This is a genomic window from Acinetobacter sp. DSM 11652 (genome assembly GCF_900109815.1).
GTDB lineage: Bacteria > Pseudomonadota > Gammaproteobacteria > Pseudomonadales > Moraxellaceae > Acinetobacter.
In genome coordinates this window covers 363,708-384,870 of sequence record NZ_FOBK01000001.1, presented here as the reverse complement: position 1 = coordinate 384,870, position 21,163 = coordinate 363,708, and the positions used below count along the sequence as shown (strand labels likewise).

Here is a 21,163-nt window from a genome sequence, read left to right as displayed (position 1 = left end):
GTCGCTTTTTTATTTCTAATGAGGCCATTGTGCTAAAGTCACGCGATCGTTACCACCATAATCTTTAACGGTTCTCACTTTCTTATAACCTGCTTGACGAAATAGATGCTGAACAGCGTCTGCTTGATCATATCCATGTTCAAGTACCACCCAACCTTCAACAGTCAGATGCTTCTTGGCTTGTAAAATAATTTGCTCAAGATCAGCTAAACCTTTTTTATCAGAGATTAATGCACGTTGAGGCTCGGTCGCCAAATTGTGCATATGTTCATCTGCTGGATCAATATAAGGCGGATTAGATACAATGACATCAAAAAATTGACGCCCAAACGGTTTTAACCAACTGCCTAGTACAAATTGAACCTGATCTAAGTCATGTTGCTCAGCATTAAATTTAGCGACTTCCAATGTAGGCTCATAAATATCGGTTGCTGTTAAAGACCAATTAGGACGTTCGGAAGCGAGTGACAATGCAATGGCGCCTGTCCCAGTTCCTAAATCTACAACGCGCGCATCCTCAGGCAACTCTAACTTTAAAACTGTCTCCACCAAAACTTCGGTGTCCGGTCTAGGCACCAAAGTATCGGACGTCACTTTTAAGTCCAATGTCCAAAAAGGTTGCGAACCTGTGACATAAGCTAAAGGCTCACCTGCTTCAATCCGAGCAATCGCCTCTCGATACGCCTGCTCTTGTTCTGCAGTGAGCTCTTTATCCTTCTTCATCACCAAATCGAATGAATCGATTTTAGTGATATGTTCGAGCAACCAAGCATTTTCTTGACGCTCATAACTTTCAGGCTCACCACGCAGTGCAAGCGCTTGTTGAATGTTCATTAACCACCATTCTGCTGTGCAAGCATTGCCAATTGATCCGCTTGATATTCACGATGTAAGCTATCTAAAAGCTCAGTCAAATCTCCCTCCATCACAGCATCCAACTTATATAAAGTTAAGTTAATACGATGATCAGTCATACGACCCTGAGGATAATTATAGGTACGAATACGTTCTGAACGATCACCTGAACCCACCAAATCACGGCGCATTTCAGATGTCGCAGCATCAGCTGCTGCACGTTTAGCATTCTCAAGACGAGATGCCAATAATGCCATTGCCTTTGCTTTGTTCTTATGTTGTGAACGCTCTTCCTGACATTCAACAACAGTACCTGTCGGAATATGCGTGATTCGTACAGCAGAATCCGTTTTATTGACGTGCTGACCACCCGCCCCAGATGCACGATAAGTATCAATACGCAAGTCTGAAGGGTTAATATCTACAGTCGTATCAACATCAATTTCAGGAAGAATTGCAACGGTACAAGCTGAAGTATGAACTCGCCCCTGTGATTCAGTTGCAGGAACGCGCTGAACTCGATGAGCACCGCTTTCAAATTTTAAGCGTCCGTAAACACCTTCACCATTAATTAAACAAATAATTTCTTTGTAACCGCCATGTTCACCTTCATTTTCAGAAAGGATTTCGACACGCCAACCCTGTGATTCAGCATATTTACTGTACATACGGAATAAATCACCAGAGAAAATCGCAGCTTCATCGCCACCTGTCCCTGCACGTACTTCCAGATATGCAGAGTTCGCATCATTTGGATCTTTCGGAATCATCAGAATATTCAATTCTGCCTCTAAAGATTCAATTAATGCTTTATTTTCTTTAATTTCTTCTTGTGCCATTTCCTTAAAGTCAGGATCTGACAACATTGCTTCAGCCGTTACAATATCTTCTTCCGCTTGGGTATATTTTTTCCAAACAGTGGTGATTTCAGTCAAATCATTGTGTTCACGTGACAAATTACGGAAACGCTTATTGTCGGAAATGACTTCAACATCAGCCAATAGCGCTTCTAATTCTTCATGACGATCACAAAGTTGGTCTAATCGTAAACGTAACGATTCTTTCATGTTAAATAAAATCTCTAATACTGGATTAACTTAAGGACTGCCTTAAATTAATATTTCTAAAATTGCGAGTAGTTTAACGACTCTGACATTCAATTAACATATTTATATAGAATGACTTTGCAAAACCATTTTTCGATCCTTGTCACACCCAATTAATGGATAATCAAAAATTAGCTCCATAACTGCCAAGTTTAAAAAATGTTTACTGAATCAACTCTCCATAGTTTCTTCTTAATCAGCCCAATAATGCATATTGAATGATCAGCTGTAATATAAAAACAACATTGTGCAACCAAAACGTAAAACTCTAGGTTAACTTCTACATATTTAGCGCTTCAATTCTTGTTACATTGTGCTCAACGAATTATTACTCGTCCACGAACAAGGACATGGAGTCACACATGAAATTGAATACCCTATTAATGTCAGCCACCTTAGCCACTGCATCAATGTTCACGGTATCTGCACATGCAGACAGTACAGCGCGTGTCGCTGCTGCGAGTGCTTTAGGTAGTGTAGCAGGTACAGCAATTGGTAAAAACATGGGTGGTACAACAGGTGCAACTTTAGGTGCAGCACTTGGTGGTGCTGGTGGTGCTGCTGTTGCTAGTAATAAACGTAACCGTACTGAATCTGCTATTGGTGGTGCATTAGGTGGCGGTGCGGGTTATACCGTAGGTAATAGTATGGGTGGAACCAATGGCGGTTATATCGGCTCTGCTTTAGGTGCTGCTGGTGGTGCTGCTCTTGGTAACAAAATTGCGAAAGACAAAGCATATGATTCACGTCAAGATCGTAAATGGAAAAAGAAAAAACATAGCCGTCGTTAATATAATCTGATTGTTAGTTTCCCCTTTGAATACTCTGTATTCACCTCGATGCGCCTTAGGGCGCATTTTTTTATTAACAAATTAATTATGGATAAATTAGGGAGAGAAAAATACAAACCAGCAACTTGCTCTCCAAAATGATTGCAGAAATTTGGATTAAATTAAAACCATCCAATATAAGACTTCGACAAGGAGTTCCCCATGAAATTCAATTCAAAGTTATTTGCTGCTGCGATCGCAACTGCGGCCTTGAGTACAACAACTGCTTATGCTGATAGTTCGTCTAGAGTTGCCCTCACATCTGCTTTAGGTGGAGTCGTTGGTGCTGCGATTGGTCAACAAATGGGTGGCTCGACTGGAGCAATGATCGGATCAGCGATTGGTGGTGCTGGTGGCGCAGCTGCATCAGCGAATAAAAAAGATCGTAATGCTGCTGCAATTGGTGCAGCATTAGGTGGTGCTGGTGGTTACACCGTTGGTAATAATATGGGCGGAACAAATGCTGGTTATGCTGGGGCTGCATTAGGTTCAGCTGGTGGTTCAGTTTTAGGTAAAAAAGTGGCTGAAGATCGTCGCGAAGATGACTATAGAGATCGTTATGATCGCCGTGAAAGCGGTTATCGCAATTCAAACTATCGTTATAATGACCGTAATTACAGAAGTGACAATGGTCGTCATTTAGGCTGGTATAAAAACGGTAAACGCTAATTCCAAACTCTTAAAATTCAAGCGCTCAACCTAGAGCGCTTTTTTATTTACACTTATATCGTTTTTTTTCAATATACAAGTACTCGAGTTCGTATTAACATCTTTATGAGTGTTCAAAAGAGTAGAAAGTTATGCGAAGCTTAAAAGATATCGAGTTTTCAGTATTGGAACTCGCTCCTGTACGTGATGATAAAACGATTGCTTTTTCACTACAGCATGCTTTGGAGTTAGCACAAAAAATCGAACAATTGGGTTTTAAACGACTGTGGCTTGCAGAACACCATAATATGGATGGTATCGCTAGCTCAGCTACAGCTGTGTTATTAGGCTATATCCTTGCTAACACCTCCTCTTTAAAAGTAGGTTCTGGCGGAATCATGCTGCCTAATCATGCACCACTTGTTGTAGCAGAACAATTTGGAACACTAGCAACGCTTTATCCTGATCGAGTTGAGCTCGGACTAGGACGCGCACCAGGTACAGATCAATTGACCATGCGTGCCTTACGCCGAGGTCGTCAAGAGACTGAAGATCAATTTCCACAAGACGTGCTCGAGATTTTGAGCTATTTGGGAGATCCATCGCCACATCAAAGAATCAAAGCGACACCAGGTCAAGGAACACATGTTCCCGTATGGCTGTTAGGTTCTAGCTTATTTAGCGCACAATTGTCAGCAAAACTTGGCTTACCTTATTCTTTTGCCTCTCACTTTGCCCCTCGCATGCTGGGTCAAGCGATTCAACTTTACAGAGAAAACTTCGAACCTTCTGAATATTTGGATCGTCCTTATGTATCAATGGGCGTTCCAACTGTTGTAGCTGACACTGATGAAGAAGCTGAATACTTGGCTACTAGCGCTTATCAACGTGTATTAGGCTTAATGCGTGGGCAAAGCTTAAAACTCAAACCTCCAGTTAAATCAATGGATGGAATTTGTTCTGCTCCAGAAAAGATGTCAGTTGACAATTTTTACGCAATGGCTCAAATCGGATCACCAGAAACAGTGAAACAAGGTCTTGAACAACTACTGGTGCCTTATGATGTAGATGAGTTTATTTTTACCTGTGATATCTACGATACAGACAAACGCATTCAAAACTTTGAGTATTTAATGCAAATTAAGCAAAATGCTTAGATCAAAAAAATCCTGAAATGATTGAGTAATGGTTTTGATTTCAAACCTATAATTAATTACTCTTTCATTTCTTGAGTTTGTCAAACAACTATTGGCAATGAATGACATCAAATGTCCCTAAAAGACTATTCCAATGAAAAAATTCTTGTAACCAACAATATTAATTATTCACAATCAAATACTTAAAATTTGGCATTTTATATCAAACTAAAATAAGCACTTCTGCAAAACACATCACATTTTTAAGCGATAAAATTTCATGATTAAAAAATAAATACGGATGTATAACATGGCCTCTATCGACTTAGAAAAAATGTTGGATAAAGTAAAACATACTCAATGGACACTCTCGGATATTGACTGGGATGCTCCTGGCAAAGAATTAGTCACCGCAGAACAGTGGCCCAAGCTTAAAGATTTTATGGCTGATCTAATGTGGATCGAACATGTAGGTGCTCGTGCATTTTCTGCGATGTCAAAAAAAGCACCGACAGATACGCTTCGCGAAATGTATGCCATTTTCCACGCTGAGGAACAGCGTCATGCCAATGCCGAAATGGCACTGATGAAAAGATGGGGTATGCTTGAAGGCGATATTCCTAAACCCAATAAAAATTTAAGACTGATCATCGAATGGCTCGACACTTATGCTGATGAAATGCCCTTCTATATTCTAGGTGCTGTCATTCCGATGCTGGAAGTCGCTCTTGATGGCGCACTTTGTACATTCCTATTGGATACTGTAGAAGACCCAGTTTGTCATCAAGCTTTTGAACTGATTAATGGTGATGAAGCTCGTCATTTAGGTGTTGGATTTAGTGTCATGGAAGATCAAGGCTACAATAAAACCTTTATTGAGCTTTCTAAAATGGCAGCGCGAGTTGTAGATCCACGTTTATTACTCGGTATTCTTGCCTACTTACCACTCATTAATAAAATGCGTGATAATGTGATTAAACTCGGTCTGCCAGAAGAAAAGCTTTATACAGCGATGCACAAATTTGCTCGAATAGGTGGACGTACTGCAGAAGGTCGTCGTAATCCTTGGTATCAAATTATTAACTTCCATGCACGAAGTGCCATGAACCGACGTAATAAATGGTTTCATATCCCTGTCGACACCATGGTAAAAATGACTGATAAGATTCCAGAAAAATCTTTACCTAAAATCCCTTCTTGGATATATGAATTAACTGCAGAACCAAAAGCAACCCACTAAAACAATAATTAGGTACAGAAATGAAAAAAAGGAATAAAGCCCACACGGATTCGTTCTTTCATAATGAAGCTGAGTATTTTTCCAACTTTAAAGGAAAAATTATCTCAGCTGAGGACATAAAACAAACCGATTTTTCAGGATTAAAGGTCGCGATTATTGGTGCCAATCAAATGTCAGTTTCACATTTAGATGTGGTTTGTCAAAATGCACTATTCGTCAAAGTATTTCAAATGACACCTCATTTCGTTTTGCCACACACTGAAAAAGGGATTCAAAAAATTATTGCTCATCCCCTCATCGCTAAAAATAAACGATTATTTAATCAGCGAATTAAGACGACATTGGCAATACGCTATTTAGATTCTCAGATTTCAGATACTTGGTTAAAAAGACAATTGATGCCAAATCCAGCTTCGTCGCAAAAAATATTTTTTAAATCCGATCATTATTACAACGCCTTACAGCGAGAAAACTGTAAATTGATCACATGGCCAGTCGTGAAAATTACTGAAAATGCCGTTCAAAGTATGGAAGGAATCGAACACTTAGTAGATATTATTATTACAACGTACGAATAGTGATCATCATTTTGTAGATAAATGCGATTCTAAATGACATTTTATGATGAAATTATAGACACTTGAATTATATAATTTTTGAATTTTATGAGTATTTATGACGATTAATCTCTTAATAAAAAAGAAGCACAGCTAGTGCTTCTTTTTTTTAAATTAGATTTACAGATTTAACCAATCCGACGTTTTAAGCCAGTCATTTGCAATACTCGTGTTGAGATTTCTTCAATCGACATTTCTGAAACATTTAGATATTTAATCCCTTCAGAAATATAAATACCTTCGATTGCACGCAATTCCATCTGACATTGGCTAAAACTTGCATAACGACTGTTGGCTTTGCGTTCAGATCGAATTGCCACCAAACGATCAGCATCAATCATTAATCCAAACAATTTATGCTTATGTGGACGTAAAACTGCTGGCAAACGGTTGTCATCCAAATCTTCTTCAGTTAACGGATAGTTCGCAACTCGAATACCAAATTGTAATGACAAATAAATTGAGGTCGGTGTTTTACCAGAACGCGACACTCCTATCAAAATTAAGTCCGCTTTATCATAGTGTCTTGTACGTGCGCCATCATCATTATCCAGCGCGAAATGCACAGCATCAATACGTGCCTTATAAGACTCAGAATCAGTCACAGCATGCGTTTGTCCGACTAAAGTTGTAGGGGCTGTTCCAAGCACCTCAGATAGCTTACTAATTAACCCTTCAAACACATCTAAATTAACCGCATTTGCCGTATTGATGATATCCCGAACATAGGGATCCACAAGAGTATCAAAGACAAGAGGTTGTTGGCCATCAGACTCTGCGCGCGCGTTAATCTCTGCAACGACGTTCATTGCGGCTTCTTCTGTAGTGATATACGGAATGATATGAATATCAAAATCGACATGAGGAAATTGAGCCAATAAAGAATGCCCGAGTGTTTCAGCCGTAATGGCAGTACCATCGGAAATAAAAAAAACACTTCGTTTAATATCTTTACTTTCTGCCATTAAATTAATCCTCAAATATTTGTCTAAGTACTATATAATCTTTATAGTAAACCGATCTTACATGACTGTCGCTTAGTAATGAAAGTTTGCTAAGTTTTCACAGAAAAATATCATGCCAAGATAGTGATTAATACTGCAAAAGTGGAGTAACAACTTTGGAAGCACGCGTAATCGGTCTGGAAAAATTAGGTAAACACGACGTAGAAATCGTGGGCGGTAAAAACTCATCTCTAGGCGAAATGATCAGCCATTTAGCAAATGCTGGTGTATCAGTTCCAGGTGGTTTTGCAACAACTGCTGCAGCTTACCGTGAATTCCTTGAGCAAAGTGGTCTAAATGCCAAAATTTCAGCCGAGCTCAAACAACTCAATGTTGACGACGTAAATGCACTTGCTGAAACTGGTGCTAAAATCCGTCAATGGATCGTTGATACTCCGCTTACTCCAGCACTTGAAAAAGAAGTTCGTGATGCATTCGCAACTCTTTCTAACGGCAACCCTGAGATCGCGGTTGCCGTTCGTTCATCTGCGACTGCAGAAGATTTACCAGACGCATCTTTTGCAGGACAACAAGAGACTTTCCTAAACATCCGCGGTATTGACAACGTCTTAATCGCGATTAAGGAAGTTTTTGCTTCACTTTATAACGACCGCGCAATTGCTTACCGTGTACACCAAAACTTCGATCATGACATCGTTGCTCTTTCTGCTGGTGTGCAACGTATGGTTCGCTCAGAAACTGGTGCTGCTGGTGTAATGTTTACACTGGACACTGAATCTGGTTTCCGTGACGTTGTATTCATTACTGCATCTTACGGTTTAGGCGAAATGGTCGTACAGGGTGCTGTAAACCCTGATGAATTCTATTTATCTAAGCCACTTTTAAATGCAGGTAAACACGCAGTATTGCGTCGTAACCTCGGCTCTAAACACCAAAAAATGATCTACGGTGAAGAAGGCTCTGCAGGTAAATCAGTTGTTGTTGTGGATGTTGAAAAAACTGAGCGCCAACAATTTGCTTTAAATGATCAAGAATTACAAGAACTTGCTAAGCAGGCGTTAATCATTGAGCAACACTATGGTGCGCCAATGGATATCGAATGGGCGAAAGACGGTGATGACGGTCAAATTTACATTGTTCAAGCACGTCCTGAAACTGTGAAAAGCCGTGAGAATGTCGGCACAATGGAACGCTACCTATTAAAACAAAAAGGTACAGTTCTTTGTGAAGGTCGCTCAATCGGTCAACGTATCGGTTCTGGTAAAGTACGTATTGTTAATTCAATCAAAGAGATGGACAAAGTCCAAGATGGCGACGTTCTTGTTTCTGACATGACCGATCCTGATTGGGAACCAGTTATGAAACGTGCTGCTGCGATCGTTACAAACCGTGGTGGTCGTACTTGTCATGCCGCGATTATTGCACGTGAACTCGGTGTTCCAGCGATTGTTGGATGTGGTAACGCAACAGAAGTACTTGTTGATGGTCAAGAAGTAACTGTTTCATGTGCTGAAGGCGATACAGGTTTCATTTACGAAGGCGCTTTAGATTTCGAAGTTCAACGTAACTCGATTGAATCTATGCCAACACTTCCGTTCAAAATCATGATGAACGTTGGTAACCCTGATCGTGCATTTGACTTCGCTCAAATTCCAAACGAAGGTATTGGTCTTGCACGTCTAGAGTTCATCATCAACCGTATGATTGGTGTTCACCCTAAAGCATTACTCAATATTGACAGCTTACCTCGCGAAACACGTGCAGCTGTGATGACCCGTACTGCAGGTTACTCTTCACCGATTGAATTCTACGTTGAAAAACTCGTTGAAGGTATTTCTACACTTGCTGCTGCATTTGCTGATAAACCTGTCATCGTACGTATGTCAGACTTCAAATCAAATGAATATGCGAACTTAATCGGTGGTAAGTTATACGAACCTGAAGAAGAAAACCCGATGTTGGGCTTCCGTGGTGCAAGCCGTTATGTTTCTGACAACTTCCGTGACTGCTTCGAATTAGAATGCCGTGCATTGAAGAAAGTTCGTGATGAAATGGGTCTAACTAACATTCAAATCATGATCCCATTCGTCCGCACAGTTGCTGAAGCAAAACGTGTTATTGAACTTCTTGCTGCAAATGGCTTAAAACGTGGTGAAAATGGTCTTAAAGTGATCATGATGTGTGAATTACCAACCAATGCTCTACTTGCTGAACAATTCTTAGAGCATTTTGATGGCTTCTCAATCGGTTCAAATGACTTAACTCAGTTAACGCTTGGGCTTGACCGTGACTCAGGTATCGTTTCTCATTTATTTGATGAACGTGATCCAGCAGTAAAAGCTCTTCTTTCAATGGCGATTCATGCATGTCGTAAGGCAGGTAAATATGTGGGTATTTGTGGTCAAGGACCATCAGACCACCCAGATCTTGCTCGTTGGTTAATGGAACAAGGTATCGAATCTGTTTCACTCAACCCAGACTCAGTTTTAGATACATGGTTCTTCTTATCTGAAGAAAAGACTAAACAAGCTTAATAAACTATGTTAAAAAAAGACCCATTCATGGGTCTTTTTTTTACCCCATTATTTTTAGTAATTTTTGAGAAATTAGGTTTATGCAAATTTACTTGGCGAGAAATAATCAACAAGCTGGACCGTATACGGTAGAGCAGTTAAATCAAATGCTCTCGAGCCAACAAGTTTTACTCACAGACTTGGTCTGGCATCAAGGTATGACTGAATGGAAAGCTTTAGGTGAACTCACTCAAGGAAAATTATATTACCAACCTGAAGGCTATCAACCCACTCCACCAGCACAACAAAGCTATTCAAATCCTTCAATTTCGAGTGTCAATGTTCAAAAGAATACTGCACAGCAAGAACTTGCCTCAATTGGATCACGATTTTTAGCTAAACTCGTTGATCTGGCGCTGTGGTTGCCTGCCATGGTGATTCCTTCATTCTTTATGCAGGAAGAACAAGTTGCTCAATTGACTGAACTTCAGCAAAAAATGCAGAATGCTAGCTCATCAGATCAAGCAATCAAATTACAGGAACAGTTATTTACACTGATTCCAATGGAAGCTTGGCAAGCAATGTTGGTTTACATTGTATTAATGCTAGCTGCTCAAGCATTTTTAATTGCGAAAAGTGGTCAAAGTTTAGGTAAAAAAGTAGCAAAAATTCAAATTGTTGATGCTGAAAATGGACAGCAAGTGAACTTAATGCGCGCATTCACATTGCGTAGTGTGATTTTTATTGTATTGAATTTACTCTTTATGCCATTCATTACCATCATTGATCATGCCTTCGGTCTAAGTCAAAAAAGACAAACTTTGCACGATAAATTAGCAAAGACTAAAGTCATAAAACGATAATTTTTATCTTAGGGGAGCAAATGCTCCCCTTTGTTTTGCCTCTGTTTTCACATCAAAAGTAATCAATTCTTCAACCAATTCCGACCAAACAAATTGGGTTTAATCCTTATATTTAAAGGCACTTTACATATAGCTTAGTTGGTCGTTATAGGGCATAATGCCCTACAACGTAGCGGTGTCATATGACTGAAATTCAGTAAATGTAATTTTCTGTTTTTCAATCATGTGACACTATAATCGCTATCCCATAATTTTATTAGGGAATGGGACTCTTCACCGAGGTTGTAAAATGAGACAAACAATTTTAGCTGTATTGTCTTTATCAACGCTTGCCGTGCTCTTAACAGGGTGTGGCGGTGATATGGTACTTCTAAACTCAAAAGGTCCAGTAGCACAAGGTCAGTCTGATCTTATGATGACTGCGATCTACCTCATGCTATTGGTAGTAATTCCATCAGCATTGATGGCTTTATGGTTTAGTTGGAAATATCGTGCGTCAAATAAAGATGCAGACTATAAACCTACATGGGCACACTCTACTATTATTGAAATCGTAGTGTGGGGTATCCCGTGTATTATTATTGGTATTTTAGCGTATTTAACATGGTGGGGCTCACACAAGTATGACCCTTATCGTCCGCTAGAATCAGAGAAATCACATTTAACTATTCAAGTTATTGCTGAACAGTTTAAATGGGTTTTTGTTTACCCTGAACAAGAAATTGCAACAGTTAACGAAGTTCGTTTCCCAGAAAAAACTCCGATTAATTTCAATATCACCTCTAACTTCACAATGAACTCTTTCTTCATTCCTCAGTTAGCGGGTCAGATTTATGCAATGGCGGGTATGCAAACTCAACTTCACGTCCTTGCGGATAATGAAGGTGTATACCGTGGTTTCTCTTCGAACTATTCAGGCTATGGTTTCACACAAATGCGCTTCCAAGCTCATTCTGTTTCAGAAGCTAAGTTTGCTGAATGGGTGTCTGCAGTAAAAGCTGGTAACGGTACTTCAATTAACCCTGAAGCTGTTCAAAAAACAGTTTTAGACCAAGCTGAATTTGCAACCTTGCGTGATGGTAACCGTTCAGAGAAACAAATCGCTGCGATGGTTCGTAACGCTAAAACCGATCTAGAGAAGCAACAAGCTGAAATTGCTCAAAAAGAAGGTCCATATAAGGCACATCCTCATCCTGTGACTTACTACTCTTCTGTTGAAAAAGGCTTGTTTGAATCAATTATCAACAAATACATGGCAAACTACCACGGTGCGGATCACTCAGCTAAAGCTGAAGGTCATGCTGTAGCTGCTGATGTAAATGCTGAACCTGCTTCTTCAGTTGTAGGGGAATAAGACATGAGCTTCTTAGGTAAGTTAAGTGTAGATGCTATCCCGTACGATCCAATCGTACAGGTAACAGTGTTAATGATGATTTTAGGTGGTATTGCAGTATTTGCCGGTATCACTTATTTCAAAAAATGGGGCTACTTGTGGAACGAATGGTTCACATCTGTAGACCATAAAAAAATTGGTATTATGTACCTTATCGTTTCTGTGATCATGTTATTACGTGGTTTCGCGGATGCGATTATGATGCGTCTTCAATTGTTCCTTGCAAAAGGCGGCGGCGAAGGCTATCTGCACCCTGAACACTACGACCAGATTTTCACCGCACACGGTGTAATCATGATTTTCTTCGTAGCGATGGGTCTTGTAGTGGGTATGATGAACATTTCTGTTCCACTACAAATTGGTGCGCGTGACGTAGCATTCCCATTATTAAACTCTTTAAGCTTCTGGTTATTCGCTGGTGCTGCTGGTTTGATGATGGTTTCTCTTGCGCTTGGTGAGTTTGCTGCAACTGGTTGGATGGCTTACCCCCCTCTTTCAGGTATCGAATACTCTCCTGGTGTTGGTGTTGACTACTATATCTGGGCACTTCAGATCTCTGGTCTTGGAACACTTCTTACTGGTGTTAACTTCTTCGTTACCATCATTAAAATGCGTGCTCCTGGCATGGGTCTTATGGATATGCCGATCTTTACGTGGACATCTTTATGTACTGCAGTATTGATCATCGCATCATTCCCAGTGTTGACTGCAACAATTGCAATGTTAACGCTTGACCGTTATTTCGGTTTCCACTTCTTTACAAATGACATGGGTGGTAGCCCAATGTTGTATGTAAACTTGATTTGGACATGGGGTCACCCAGAAGTTTATATCTTGATCCTACCTGCATTCGGTCTATTCTCTGAGATTACTTCTGTATTCTCTCGTAAGACATTGTTTGGTTACAAATCAATGGTATATGCAACGATCGCGATTACAGTTCTTGCATTCGTAGTATGGTTACACCACTTCTTTACAATGGGTTCAGGTGCCAACGTTAACGCGTTCTTCGGTATCATGACCATGATTATTGCGATTCCTACAGGTGTGAAAATCTTCTCTTGGTTATTCACAATGTATAAGGGTCGTATTACCTTCACATCACCAATGTACTGGACAGTTGGCTTCTTAGTGACTTTCGGTATCGGTGGTTTGACTGGTGTACTTATGGCGGTTCCACCTGCGGACTTCCTTGTACACAACTCACTATTCTTAATCGCTCACTTCCATAACGTAATTATTGGTGGTGTTGTATTTGGTATGTTTGCTGGTATTACTTTCTACTGGCCGAAAATGTTCGGTTGGCAGTTAAGTGAATTCTGGGGCAAAGCATGCTTCTGGTTCTGGTTCTTCGGTTTCTACTTCGCGTTCATGCCATTGTATATCCTAGGTTTCATGGGTATGACTCGTCGTCTAAACTCGTATGACAACCCAGACTGGGATCCATATGTTGGTATCGCATTATTCGGTGCTGTATTAATCGCAATTGGTATTGCTTGTTTCATCATGCAAATCATTGTTGGTTTCTTACAACGCGAACAAACTCGTGACGTTACAGGCGATCCATGGGATGCACGTACGCTTGAATGGGCGACTTCATCTCCAGCTCCATTCTATAACTTTGCAGTACTGCCTCAAGCGAACGGTATCGACCGCTTCTGGACTGACAAAGAAAATGGTGTAGCTTACGCACGTCCTGCTAAATATGAAGATGTTCATATGCCAACTAACCGTGCTGCGGGTGTACTTATTGCACTGATCATCACTGTTATGGGCTTTGCACTTATCTGGCACATTTGGTGGTTAGCGATTGTTTCTTTCGTTTCTGCAATCATTGGCTTTATCTGGAGCTCATTCACGAAGAAAGTGGATTACTATGTTCCAGCTGCTGAAGTAGAACGTATTGAAAACGAACGTTATGCGTTACTCGAAAAACACTTGAAGAAGGACTAAGGATATGGCTGAAGTACTTCATCACGAAAACCACGAGCATGATGAACATCATCACGATGATACAGACATCACGGTCTTTGGTTTTTGGACTTACTTGATGAGTGACTTGATTTTATTCGGTACACTCTTCATCGCGTTCGCTGTATTAAGCAGTCATATTCCACCTGGCACTCCAAGTGCAAAGGATCTTTTTGCAGATTCTTTAGGTTTCGTTTTAACTGAAACTTTCGCACTTTTGATTTCATCAGTGACATTTGGTTTTGCGGTACTTGCTTCTTACAAGAAAAATGTTGGTCAAGTTCTAGCTTGGTTAGCAGTTACATTTGTATTCGGTGCAATCTTCATCGGCATGGAACTTTATGAATTTAATCATTTAGTTCATGCTGGTCATGGACCAAGCGTGAGTGCGTTCTTATCTGCGTTCTTTACTTTAGTTGGTACGCACGGTATTCACGTAACTTCTGGTTTGGTATGGATGATCGTGTTGATGATTCAAATCAAAAAATATGGTTTGACTACAATCAATACTCGTCGTCTTGCTTGCCTAAGCTTGTTCTGGCACTTCCTTGACATCGTATGGATCTGCGTATTCAGCGTAGTGTACTTAATGGGAGTATTATAATGAGTCATGATCATAATGCTGCTGGTGCATCACACGGTAACGTAAAGCAATACACAATCGGTTTTGTACTTTCTGTTTTATTGACTGTAGTTCCATTCTACATGGCAATGAATACTGATAGCTTCAGCCGTGGTGCAATTATTGCTGTTATCGGTATTACAGCTGTTGCTCAGGTACTTGTACAATTAGTTTACTTCTTGCACATGAACTCATCTTCAGAGCAACGTTGGAACGTGATTGCATTTATCTATACAATTCTAACTATTGCTGTTCTTTTAGTTGGTTCTGTATGGATCATGAACTACTTACATTCAAACATGATGATCTAAACTGATTGTCATGTTTAAAAAGTACTTATTCCTGACTAAGCCAGGAATTCTCTTTGGTAACTTTGTTACCACTTTGGGTGGCTACTTTGTAGCTACCCAAGGTTCAGTAGATTTCCTTCTCCTGCTTCTTACCCTCATTGGCACTACCCTCGTAGTTGCATCTGGATGTGTGGTTAATAACGTTATTGATCAAGACATCGACCAAAAAATGCAGCGCACTCAAAATCGTGCGTTAGTTAAGAAAACCATTTCTGTTCAAATTGCATTAGCTTTTGCTTTGCTGTTAGGCATACTCGGTTTTGGTATTTTATGGTTTTGGGTAAATGCGTACGCTTTTTTATTCGCAGTTATTGGTTTTGTCGTATATGTTGGTTTTTACAGCTTATGGACAAAACGAACAACGATCCACCAAACTGTGGTCGGTAGTATTTCTGGTGCAGCCCCCCCTGTCATTGGATATACAGCGGTCGCGAATCAATTCGATTTAGGTGCGCTACTCATTTTCTTGGGTTATGCATTTTGGCAAATGCCTCACTCATGGGGAATTGCAATTTATCGTTTTGATGATTACAAAAATGCGGGTATTCCGATTCTTCCTGTTGCGCGCTCGATTGTTCGCACCAAGATCGAATCGCTGTTTTACATTGTGCTATTTGCAATTTCAATGAACGCTTTATTTGTATTTGGCTATGCAAATTGGCTTTATTGTATAATTCTCAATGTATTGACTGTTTATTGGCTATATTTAAATATCATTGGATTTAAAGCTGAAAATGATCAATTATGGGCAAAGAAATATTTCTTATTCTCTGTTCTCCTAATTACGATTATCAGTATTTGCTTTAGTTTTACTGCTACTGCACCAATAAACAATCTTGTCATTTTTTAAAAGATAGAGAAGCCTCTATCTTTTTTTTATTTTGATACAGATTCATTTAAAATAAGAATAAACACAAAAAAAGGATTCTTTATTATTTAGTTTCCACTGAATACCCATAAATTACTTAAAATCGAAAATATTAATTCATCACCTAAAACCAACTTCAAATAAAAATGAACTGACTAAAGCTGAATGAAATGCGCTCAGTTTCTTATTTGCAAAAATGCTATGCCCACCATCAACTTGTTCATAAAAATATACATTTGGAATATTCATAGATTTCATTTTAGCCGCCATTTTTCTGGCATGCGCAGGCGTAACTCGATCATCGGTAGTTGTGGTGTAAAATAGCACAGCGGGTAATTTAGCTGTACTTTCAAAATATTCGCCCAACAAATGATAAGGCGAGATGGTTTTTAAATATTTTGCATCTTGGCTATCTAAAGGATCTCCGTATTCGGCAATCCACGAATAACCTGCCCCTATTTGAGTAAATCTCAACATATCGAGTAGAGGAACCTCACAAACAATTGCACTGAATAAATCTGGGTATTGCATCAGCATATTCCCCATTAATAATCCACCATTACTACCACCAATAGCAGCTAGCTTTTCTTTTATAGTCACGCCTCGATCTATAAGGTGTTGTGCAACTGCAGAAAAATCCTCATATGACTTATGTCGATTATGTTTTAATGCTTGTTGATGCCAATCAGGGCCATACTCATTTCCCCCTCTAATATTGGCTATAACATATACAACACCTTTAGATATTAACGATTCAATTTCTTTTTCCAAAAACCTAGGTGTAAGTGAAACTTCAAAACCTCCATATCCCTCAATCAAAACTGGTAAGTGATTCAACTGAGATTGTTCTAAAGAAATTTGAAAATATGGAACTTTGGTACCATCTTTTGACAATGCAAAATGTTGCGCAACTCGATAGTGTGATTGATCAATTGAATGAGCCTTAGACTTCAATTTTTGTTTTTTCATTGATTCAAGTTCGACCAAATATTGTGTTGGTGGATTTATAAAACTCTGAATCGATATCAATACATCGTTATTAAAATTTTCGACTGAATCTATGGTTATTTGCGAATATGCCTCATCTGGATAGATTGCGTCGACTAATTTTATCCCTGATTGAATATCATACACTTCCAGATAATTGGACACATCTTTCATGATGTCTAAAATCAGGAAATCCTGAGTGAACGTATAATTACTTAGAGTTTTACAAGTAGAAGACTTGAAAATCACATCAAACTCACGATCTCCATTTTTAAATGCATCAAAATCTATGCACATTAAACTACCCGCTAGATAACCAGCCGAAATATCCCAATGGGATTTCAACTCAATCAACATTAAGTTACGGTAGAAAGAAACACGCGCATCTTTGGGCACATTTAATTTAAATTGCTCTTCACCGACAAAATACTCACTCTCGTAAAAGTTTATGATTCGAGTAAAGACATGTCTTTCATAACCCTTACAATGATCTAGAAATGCAAATGCCGACAAATCCTGATCAAAAACTTCAAATACAGTCTTTGCTTCATTTAACGGTGTATCTCTTTTCCATCTCTTAACGATTTTTGGATAACCAGATAAAGTTAAACTGCCGTCTCCGAAGTCTGTCATCACATATATTTCATTTTGGCTAATCCAGCGAACTTGTGTTTTAGCAGATTCAATAAAAAATCCACCATCGACAAAGTTTCTTTCAGCAAGATTAAATTCTCGAATTTGAACTGAATCAGCTCCATTTTCTGATAGGTACACGAGACAATACTGATCATCAATCTCTAGCCTTTCAACGCCACCAAAAAACCACTTCACGCCCTCATCGGCACTTAACTGATCGAAATCAATCAACGTTTCCCATTGAATATCCTCTTTCTGATAGTTTTCCAATAATGCTCTACGCCAAACTCCTAGTACATTAATGTGGTCTTGCCAAAAGTTATAAACATAAGCACCTATTTTAGAAATGTATGGAAGTGCTTGTGCTTCGAATAAAACTTTCTCCAAACCAACATATGTCTCTTTAAAAAATTGATTTTGAGTTAATTTTTCTGATGTTAATGTGTTTTCTTTCTGTACCCAATCCAATGATTTTTTGCTGTTTATCTCTTCAAGATATAAAAATTGATCAGTCATTATGTTCTTATTTAAGCAAATTATTTAGACATCACTGTATTTAGAATCATTGTAATGATCTAGCAGACTGTCATTGAATATATGTAATGCAGAAAATTTTCGTATTTCAACTCATTGACTTGAAATTTAGGTTCAAAACACATAGAATCCAACCTTCGCAAATTTTGCGACACACTGTTTGTTTACATTCAGCTGTGACTCCTTGCTTCTAACAAATGCGTTAGAGGCTGCATAAAACCGTAAGGAGCTGACAATGCGTCACTACGAAATCGTAATTCTGGTACATCCAGACCAAAGCGATCAAGTGGTAGGTATGGTAGAACGCTATATCTCTCACATTAAAGATGCTGAAGGTCAAATTCACCGTCTTGAAGATTGGGGCCGTCGCCAATTGGCTTACCCAATTAACAAAATTCACAAAGCGCACTACATTTTAATGAACGTTGAATGTAACCAAACTACGCTTAATGAATTGGAAGAATTATTCCGTTACAACGATGCTATTCTTCGTAACGTTATTATTCGTCGTGAAAACGCAATCACTGAAGAGTCTTTATTGGCTAAGAGTGCTGAAGAAAAACGTGCGCGTAAAGCTCAACGTGAAGAAGCACAACAAGCTCAAGACTCTGCTGAAGCATAAGGAGAACATCAATGGCACGTTTCTACCGTCGTCGTAAGTTCTGCCGCTTTACAGCTGAGAACGTTACATATATCGACTATAAAGATATCGATACTTTAAAACAGTACATCACTGAAAACGGCAAGATTGTTCCTAGCCGTATTACAGGTACTAAAGCTCGTTACCAACGTCAATTAGCTCTTGCTATCAAACAAGCTCGCTACTTAGCGTTGATTCCTTACACTGACAATCATAAGTGAGGTTGAGCTGTGGATATTATCTTATTACAACGCATTAAGAACCTTGGTAAATTAGGTGATAAAGTTTCAGTTAAAGCTGGTTACGGCCGCAACTACTTAATCCCTCAAGGTAAAGCAGTTGCTGCTACTGAAGCTAACACTGCTGCATTTGAAGCTCGTCGTGCTGAACTTGAGAAGCAAGAAGCTGAAGTATTAGCTGCTGCTCAAGCACGTGCTGACCAATTGAACGAAGTAAATATCGTAATCACTGCGAAAGCTGGTGACGAAGGTAAACTATTTGGTTCTATCGGTACTCGTGACATCGCTGACGCGTTGACAAATGCTGGTCTTGAAGTTGACCGTGCTGAAGTTCGTTTACCGAACGGTGCACTTCGTCACACTGGCGAATTCAACATCGCAATCCAATTGCACCACGATGTTGTTGCTGAAGTTCTCGTTACTATCGTATCTGAGTAATTTTATGCAAAGAAAAAGAGCATGCATCAGCATGCTCTTTTTTTATCCCTAATAATTATAAAATTTGATTTAGCAAGCTGAAATTTAGACTTAATTTTTTATTTGTTATCGATATTATTTGTTGCACTGTCTTGCTTGTGCATTTTGCATTAAGATAAGTCTCCCCTATTCATTTTCGTAATTATTGTAAATCAAGGTTTTATATGTCTCAGGCGACTGCCAAAAAAAATACGAATAACACTGAGTTAGATTTGCTAAAGAGTGAATCTTCAGCACTCAAAGAGTTTCGTACGCCTCCGCACAATCTTGCTATTGAACAGGCTGTTCTTGCCGCACTCATGACAGTAGCTGAGTCATTCGAACAGGTCAGCGATATATTAACCGAGAATGATTTTTACGCGACTCGACATAAATATATTTTTAGAGCAATTGAAAAACTTTCTAAAGAAAGTTCACCTTATGATGCCGTATTGGTCAATGATTGGTTAATCAAACAGAACCTGCTTGATGTGATTGGCGGTGAAGAATATTTAATGCAATTGATGGCGGATTCTCCATCAAGCTTTTATAACCTTGAAACTTATGCCAATAAAATACGTGAATTTGCAACTTTGAGAAATATGATCAAAGTTGGTAATGAAATTCTACAAAATGCGTATGACACGAAAGGTCGAGAAGTCAGTGAAATTTTAGATTTAGCTGAGACCAGTATCTTTTCTTTGGCTGAACAACACAATAACAATGCTAAAGCTCAAGGTCCAAAAGCAATTAATACCGTTGTCGCAGATGTATTCGATAAACTCAACGAATTATCACAACTTGATGGGAATATTACAGGTCTGACCACAGGATTTGTGGAGCTTGATAATAAAACATCAGGTATGCAAGCTGGAGATATGATCGTCGTTGCTGCCCGTCCATCAATGGGTAAAACAACTTTTGCAATGAATTTAGTCGAAAGTGTGCTATTCAATTGCAACCTTCCTGCTCTCGTATTCTCCATGGAGATGCCTGCTGACTCTATTGCCATGCGTTTAATTTCCTCGTTTGGTAAAGTGCATCAAGGACATTTGCGATCTGGCAAATTAGATGGCGAAGAATGGAACAAGGTCACGGGAACGATTCTTCAATTGCAAGAAAAACATCTTTATATTGATGATTCATCTGCCCTCCCACCGACTGAAATGCGCGCACGTGCAAGACGTATCGCGAAACAACACGGTGGTAAACTGGGTTGCATCATGGTCGATTACCTGCAGTTAATGAAAGTACCAGGTATGGGTGATAACCGTGTGGGTGAAATTGGTGAAATTTCTCGAAGCTTGAAAGCATTGGCGAAAGAGATGCATTGCCCTGTGATTGCACTTTCGCAGCTTAACCGCTCACTCGAAAACCGTCCAAATAAACGTCCTGTGATGTCAGACTTACGTGAATCTGGAGCAATTGAGCAGGATGCCGATTTGATCATGTTCATTTACCGTGATGAGGTATATAACAAAGAATCTAAAGAAGCAGGAACTGCTGAAATCATTATCGGTAAACAACGTAATGGTCCAATTGGTACCGTTCGACTCGCTTTTGAAGGTCAATATACGCGTTTTAGTAACTTGTCACCTGAATATTACGCGCAGAACCAAGAAGAAGAGTAATTTTGCTTTGATCAATTCTTAGTTAAGAATGCACGAATTGATCGAACACAATTATCTTTTTTC

Annotated in this window: 20 protein-coding genes; 16 read left to right on the top strand and 4 right to left on the bottom strand. The window is 39.3% G+C overall.

The window, feature by feature from the left end:
• Window positions 1–15: 15 nt before the first annotated feature.
• Complete coding sequence (gene prmC, locus BMW42_RS01875) at window positions 16–834, bottom strand: peptide chain release factor N(5)-glutamine methyltransferase (protein WP_092766184.1); 819 nt, start codon at window positions 832–834, stop codon at window positions 16–18.
• The gene (gene prfA / locus BMW42_RS01870) at window positions 834–1,922 is read right to left on the bottom strand and encodes a peptide chain release factor 1 (protein ID WP_035267080.1); all 1,089 of its coding nucleotides are present in this window, start codon (window positions 1,920–1,922) and stop codon (window positions 834–836) included. Before prfA ends, prmC begins: the two co-directional genes overlap by 1 nt.
• A gap of 401 nt (window positions 1,923–2,323) precedes the next feature.
• Here prfA and BMW42_RS01865 point away from each other — a divergent pair, with 401 nt between their 5' ends.
• The 5 genes from BMW42_RS01865 to BMW42_RS01845 all read left to right on the top strand — a co-directional run bounded on the left by BMW42_RS01865 (window position 2,324) and on the right by BMW42_RS01845 (window position 6,393).
• On the top strand, window positions 2,324–2,752 hold the full coding sequence (locus tag BMW42_RS01865) for a glycine zipper 2TM domain-containing protein (protein WP_092766183.1): 429 nt from the start codon (window positions 2,324–2,326) through the stop codon (window positions 2,750–2,752).
• 201 nt (window positions 2,753–2,953) lie between these two features.
• Window positions 2,954–3,460, top strand: coding sequence for a hypothetical protein (locus BMW42_RS01860; RefSeq protein ID WP_092766182.1), 507 nt, complete (start codon window positions 2,954–2,956; stop codon window positions 3,458–3,460).
• A gap of 131 nt (window positions 3,461–3,591) precedes the next feature.
• Window positions 3,592–4,596, top strand: a complete 1,005-nt coding sequence (locus BMW42_RS01855; RefSeq protein WP_092766181.1) for an LLM class flavin-dependent oxidoreductase — start codon at window positions 3,592–3,594, stop codon at window positions 4,594–4,596.
• Between the two features lie 289 nt (window positions 4,597–4,885).
• Entirely contained in the window at window positions 4,886–5,815 is a 930-nt protein-coding gene (locus BMW42_RS01850; protein ID WP_092766180.1) for a reductase, read from the top strand.
• Window positions 5,816–5,835: 20 nt separating this feature from the next.
• Window positions 5,836–6,393: a flavoprotein gene (locus BMW42_RS01845; RefSeq protein WP_092766179.1), complete on the top strand. Its 558-nt coding sequence runs from the start codon at window positions 5,836–5,838 to the stop codon at window positions 6,391–6,393.
• A gap of 167 nt (window positions 6,394–6,560) precedes the next feature.
• Here BMW42_RS01845 and BMW42_RS01840 read toward each other — a convergent pair whose 3' ends face one another.
• A complete protein-coding gene (locus BMW42_RS01840; RefSeq protein WP_035267069.1) occupies window positions 6,561–7,397 on the bottom strand; it encodes a posphoenolpyruvate synthetase regulatory kinase/phosphorylase PpsR in 837 nt (278 codons plus the stop codon).
• 155 nt (window positions 7,398–7,552) lie between these two features.
• On the opposite strand from BMW42_RS01840, the gene ppsA reads away from it, so the two are divergent.
• The 7 genes from ppsA (at window position 7,553) to cyoE (ending at window position 15,959) form a co-directional block, all read left to right on the top strand.
• Complete coding sequence (gene ppsA / locus BMW42_RS01835) at window positions 7,553–9,931, top strand: phosphoenolpyruvate synthase (RefSeq protein WP_035267067.1); 2,379 nt, start codon at window positions 7,553–7,555, stop codon at window positions 9,929–9,931.
• A gap of 80 nt (window positions 9,932–10,011) precedes the next feature.
• Window positions 10,012–10,773, top strand: coding sequence for an RDD family protein (locus tag BMW42_RS01830; RefSeq protein WP_092766178.1), 762 nt, complete (start codon window positions 10,012–10,014; stop codon window positions 10,771–10,773).
• A gap of 289 nt (window positions 10,774–11,062) precedes the next feature.
• The gene (gene cyoA / locus BMW42_RS01825) at window positions 11,063–12,127 is read left to right on the top strand and encodes a ubiquinol oxidase subunit II (RefSeq protein WP_092766177.1); all 1,065 of its coding nucleotides are present in this window, start codon (window positions 11,063–11,065) and stop codon (window positions 12,125–12,127) included.
• A gap of 3 nt (window positions 12,128–12,130) precedes the next feature.
• The gene (gene cyoB, locus BMW42_RS01820) at window positions 12,131–14,119 is read left to right on the top strand and encodes a cytochrome o ubiquinol oxidase subunit I (protein ID WP_035267062.1); all 1,989 of its coding nucleotides are present in this window, start codon (window positions 12,131–12,133) and stop codon (window positions 14,117–14,119) included.
• Between the two features lie 4 nt (window positions 14,120–14,123).
• On the top strand, window positions 14,124–14,741 hold the full coding sequence (cyoC, locus tag BMW42_RS01815; RefSeq protein WP_035267060.1) for a cytochrome o ubiquinol oxidase subunit III: 618 nt from the start codon (window positions 14,124–14,126) through the stop codon (window positions 14,739–14,741).
• Window positions 14,738–15,070 carry a cytochrome o ubiquinol oxidase subunit IV gene (gene cyoD / locus BMW42_RS01810; RefSeq protein WP_171076771.1) on the top strand — a complete coding sequence of 111 codons (333 nt, stop codon included), beginning with the start codon at window positions 14,738–14,740 and terminating at the stop codon, window positions 15,068–15,070. The genes cyoC and cyoD overlap by 4 nt, the downstream gene beginning before the upstream one ends.
• Before the next feature lie 10 nt (window positions 15,071–15,080).
• Window positions 15,081–15,959: a heme o synthase gene (gene cyoE / locus BMW42_RS01805; protein ID WP_092766176.1), complete on the top strand. Its 879-nt coding sequence runs from the start codon at window positions 15,081–15,083 to the stop codon at window positions 15,957–15,959.
• 138 nt (window positions 15,960–16,097) lie between these two features.
• On the opposite strand, the gene BMW42_RS01800 is transcribed toward cyoE, so the two are convergent.
• Window positions 16,098–18,116, bottom strand: coding sequence for a prolyl oligopeptidase family serine peptidase (locus BMW42_RS01800; RefSeq protein ID WP_092766175.1), 2,019 nt, complete (start codon window positions 18,114–18,116; stop codon window positions 16,098–16,100).
• 253 nt (window positions 18,117–18,369) lie between these two features.
• On the opposite strand from BMW42_RS01800, the gene rpsF reads away from it, so the two are divergent.
• The 4 genes from rpsF to dnaB all read left to right on the top strand — a co-directional run bounded on the left by rpsF (window position 18,370) and on the right by dnaB (window position 21,100).
• A complete protein-coding gene (gene rpsF / locus BMW42_RS01795) occupies window positions 18,370–18,756 on the top strand; it encodes a 30S ribosomal protein S6 (protein WP_035267614.1) in 387 nt (128 codons plus the stop codon).
• An 11-nt stretch (window positions 18,757–18,767) separates the two neighbouring features.
• Window positions 18,768–18,995, top strand: a complete 228-nt coding sequence (gene rpsR, locus BMW42_RS01790; RefSeq protein ID WP_004719336.1) for a 30S ribosomal protein S18 — start codon at window positions 18,768–18,770, stop codon at window positions 18,993–18,995.
• A 9-nt stretch (window positions 18,996–19,004) separates the two neighbouring features.
• On the top strand, window positions 19,005–19,451 hold the full coding sequence (rplI, locus tag BMW42_RS01785; RefSeq protein ID WP_035267617.1) for a 50S ribosomal protein L9: 447 nt from the start codon (window positions 19,005–19,007) through the stop codon (window positions 19,449–19,451).
• A 203-nt stretch (window positions 19,452–19,654) separates the two neighbouring features.
• A complete protein-coding gene (gene dnaB / locus BMW42_RS01780; protein ID WP_092766174.1) occupies window positions 19,655–21,100 on the top strand; it encodes a replicative DNA helicase in 1,446 nt (481 codons plus the stop codon).
• Window positions 21,101–21,163: the final 63 nt, after the last annotated feature.